The 3,534-nt window shown below is 70.7% G+C and carries 2 protein-coding genes; one reads left to right on the top strand and one right to left on the bottom strand.

From position 1 onward, the window contains the following. The first annotated feature begins 433 nt into the window (after nucleotides 1–433). On the top strand, nucleotides 434–1,231 hold the full coding sequence (locus tag FHS34_RS36325) for an SDR family oxidoreductase (RefSeq protein WP_184973666.1): 798 nt from the start codon (nucleotides 434–436) through the stop codon (nucleotides 1,229–1,231). 484 nt (nucleotides 1,232–1,715) lie between these two features. On the opposite strand, the gene FHS34_RS36320 is transcribed toward FHS34_RS36325, so the two are convergent. Continuing rightward, nucleotides 1,716–2,450, bottom strand: coding sequence for a hypothetical protein (locus tag FHS34_RS36320; protein ID WP_184973664.1), 735 nt, complete (start codon nucleotides 2,448–2,450; stop codon nucleotides 1,716–1,718). Between the last annotated feature and the right edge of the window lie 1,084 nt (nucleotides 2,451–3,534).

Raw genomic sequence — 3,534 nt, 5'->3', positions numbered from 1 at the left:
AGCTCCCGCGCCCCGCCCCCCAGTTCTGGCGCGCCCGGCCCGTGGGTTGTGTCCCGTTCCCGGCTCGTGGCCTGTGTGCGCATCCCGCGGCGGCGGCCGGTTCCCGTTCCCGTGGCCCCGCTTCCGTGTGGGCGGCTCGGCTCGTGGCGGACGTGATCCGGTCTTTTGGAGGGATGGTGGGCAGTCCGCTCCAGCGTCTGGCGTCTGGCGTGTGCGTCCGTGCGGGTGGTTCGGTTCGTGGTGGATGTGGCCTGGTCTTTCGGTGTGTGGGTGGGTGGTGCGCTTCCGGTATGGCTGGGGGGGGGGAGGTCCTTGTGGCCGTCTTCGGGGCGGCTGAACGCTGTCCCTCCCGGTTGTGGGTGGGTGGTGGGAGGGCTGGGGCGGGAAATGGGTTTGATGTTTTTGTGGGGGTCGTGGACGGTCGCGGGCTGTGATGAGCAGTGGGGGAGAGCGTCCGGCCGGTGGAGGGGTGTCCGGGGCCGGCCGTCCGCTGGCGCTGGTTACCGGTGTGGGCCGCTCGGTGGGTATCGGTGCGGGTGTCGCTCGCGGGCTGGCGGCGTCGGGCTGGGACATCGCGTTCACCTTCTGGGCGTCTTATGACGAGCGCATGTCGTGGGGCAGGGAGCCGGGCGCGGCCGAGACGGTCGGCGGGGTGCTGGCCGGGCTGGGTGCGTCCGCCGCGGCGATCGAGGCGGATCTCGCGGACCCGGCCGCTGCGGCGCGTGTGTTCGACGAGGCCGAGCGGCGTCTGGGGAAGGTCACCGCGCTGGTGATGTGTCACTGCGAGTCGGTCGGCTCCGGTCTGCTGGACACCACGGTGGAGAGTTTCGACCGGCACTTCGCGGTGAACGCCCGTGCCAGCTGGCTGCTGATCCGTGAGTTCGCCCGCCGTTTCGCCTCAGCCCCGGGGTCGGGCCGGGTCATCGGCCTGACCAGTGATCACACCGTCGGCAACCTGCCCTACGGGGCGAGCAGGGGAGCCCTGGACCGGATCGTCCTGGCCGCCGCCCGTGAACTGTCCCCTCTCGGTGTGACCGCCAACGTGATCAACCCCGGGCCGGTCGACACCGGCTGGATGTCCGGGGAAGTCCGGGAGCAGTGTGTCCGCAGCACCCCGCTCGGCCGTCTGGGCACTCCTGAGGACACCGCGCACCTGGTGGATTTCCTGTGTTCCGGGGAAGGCGGGTGGATCAACGGCCAGCTGCTGATGAGCAACGGCGGTCTGGCGTAGCCACCGCGGGCGGGCCGGAACACCTTGGTGCATCCGTGGTCCCCCGAAAAACCTGGCGCGGTGGGGCCCGGATGAGGTGCGTACAGACAAGTCCCGCCCGCGCGTGTCACCGGCCTCACGCGTCCGCCGGGTGCCTGCCCTGCGGTTCCCGGCGGACGCCGGGTCGCAGGTCGTCGGTCCATGCGTCGCCGGTGGCTGGTCGCCGGTTCCTGCGTCGCCGGTCACGGGTCGCTGGTCTCTGCGTCTCCGGTCGCGGGTCACGGGTCGCGGGTCGCGGGTCGAGTGCGGGGCGTGGGCTGCGGGGTGGGCGCGGGGTGCTGTGTTTCTGCCTGTGGGGGCGGAGCCCGGGGCCGGGCCGGGGTTGGAGGTGAGGGCCGGGGCTGGGGGCGGGGGCATGGTGGAGCCCCCGGGGGTGGTGGCAGGGGAGTGGGGTGTGGTCCCTGTCGCCGGTGTTCCCGGGGGCCTGGTTGGTCGGGGTGGTGGTCTATGACCTCATCGCGTCGGCGGCCAGGTCGGCGGCCAGCTGGAGGGAGTCGGCGATGAGTTGCTGTGTCGCCTGGTCGCCGGCCGTGTTCAGGGAGTCGGTGATCAGTTGGTGTGTCGTGTCGTCGATGGTCTTGGTGTCGTCGAGGGTTTTGGTGGCTCCGGTGGTGCCGCCCTGGGTGTTGTTGGTGCCGGACTGGGTGGCGCCCTGGGTGTTGTTGTCGCCGGCGCCCTGGGTGGCGCCCTGGGTGTTGTTGGTGCCGCCCTGGGTGCCGCCGAGGGTGTTGCGGGTGCCGTTGAGGGTGCCGCCCTGGACGTTGTTGGTGCCGCCCTGGGCGCCGCCCTGGGCGTTGTGGGTGCCGGCCTGGGTGCCGCCCTGGATGTTGTTGGTGCCGCCGACGGTGCCGCCGAGGGTGTTGTTCTTGCCGTCGACCTGGGTGCCGCCCTGGACGTTGTTGGTGCCGCCCTGGGCGGGGCCCTGGATGTTGTGGGTGCCGCCCTGCGCGGCGCTCTGGGTGTTGTTGGTGCCGCCCTGGGTGTTGCCGGTGCCGCCCTGGGTGCCGCCGGTGCCGCCGTTGCCGACCACCTGGACGTTATTGCTGTTGCCGTCGCCGTTGTTGGTGATGTCCCCGACGAATCCGCCGTTATTAAAGATGATCGTATATTGGGCGGGGGGTGCGGGATCGTAGCGGAATTCCGCGGAAGCCTGGCTCGCTGTTGCGCCTGTCAGTGCCATGGCGGCGGCAATAGACAGGGATGCGTAGATACCGACCCGTTTCACAGCAGCCCTTTCGTGCGGGAGAAAGCAGAGAGGAATTTCCTGCTTGCCGGACCAAAATGTCGTAAATCGTCTCTCCCTATCCCGAACGACACGGGCATGTCACCCGTACAGAGTGCGCGGCCGGCCGTGCCGTGACCGCGGCCGTGTTCCGCTCCCTTGTTCTGGGGGCGGCGGCCGGCTTCCCGGGGGTGAACTGGGCGGGAGGCGACCGCAGTTCACACCGGCGGCGTGTGGCTCCCCGGGGGGTGCGTTGTGTCCTTGGCCGGGCTGCCGTGAGGGCCGGGGGCGTGTCGGGTGAGGGCCGGGGCCGGGGGCCGAGGGGTGGGGGCTGGGGGGTGTGGGAGCCGCCGGGGGGTGCCGCTGCCTTTCGCGGCGGCACGGGCAGGATGCCGCGGCTGACGGCTCTTTTCCGGCGGCGGGTGCGTGGGGGTGGGTGTGTGGGGTGGATGCCCCCGGGAGACGGGCACGGCAGTTGCGCCTTTGCGGCGGGCGGTATGCACCTGTCGGGGGAGGTGCGGTGCCGTCGCTGCCGGCCGGTGCCGGTGCCGGTGCCGGTGCCGGTGCGGGTGGGGGTCCTGGCGGGGGCAGCCGACCGAGCGCGCCGCAGTCGGTGTTCACGAGCGCGGGGAGCACCCCGTCTGCCGGCATCGTGACGGGCAGGGGTGGGCCTTCCTCGATAGCTGCGAGCCGCTGGTCGAGGTGGAGCGCCCCGAGCGAAGCCAGGGCGAACTGCTTTGACCAGCGGGGGCGAGGGCCGTCATCGGCCCTGTTCATCCAGCGTGAGAGCCGGCAGAACGTCTGACCTGGGGTTTTCCCGGTTTTTCGGATGCTGATCACCAGGGGGTTCATCCGATGGAAGTTGGGCCGCCTCGGTAGCGTGGCATCGGACGGGACGTTCAGCAGTCCTGTGTCATCTTGGGGTGACGAACCCCGGCTCTGCACGGCTAACAGGCCATTTCGTTTGGTGTGATCTTGCGGGATGCTGGCTGTATGGCGAGCGAGCTTGTCGAGCGGTTGGTGCCTGACAGTTTGTGGGAGC

Origin of the sequence: Streptomyces echinatus (genome assembly GCF_014203595.1) — a bacterium.
GTDB lineage: Bacteria > Actinomycetota > Actinomycetes > Streptomycetales > Streptomycetaceae > Streptomyces > Streptomyces echinatus.
Note: the sequence above shows the minus strand (reverse complement) of the source record. Positions and strands in the feature narration are given on the sequence as shown.

What these genes read in the sequence shown, in the direction of transcription:
- FHS34_RS36325 (WP_184973666.1), top strand. Translation starts at nt 434, where the DNA reads ATGAGCAGTGGGGGAGAGCGTCCGGCCGGTGGAGGGGTGTCCGGGGCC.
- FHS34_RS36320 (WP_184973664.1), bottom strand. Translation starts at nt 2,450, where the DNA reads ATGGCACTGACAGGCGCAACAGCGAGCCAGGCTTCCGCGGAATTCCGC.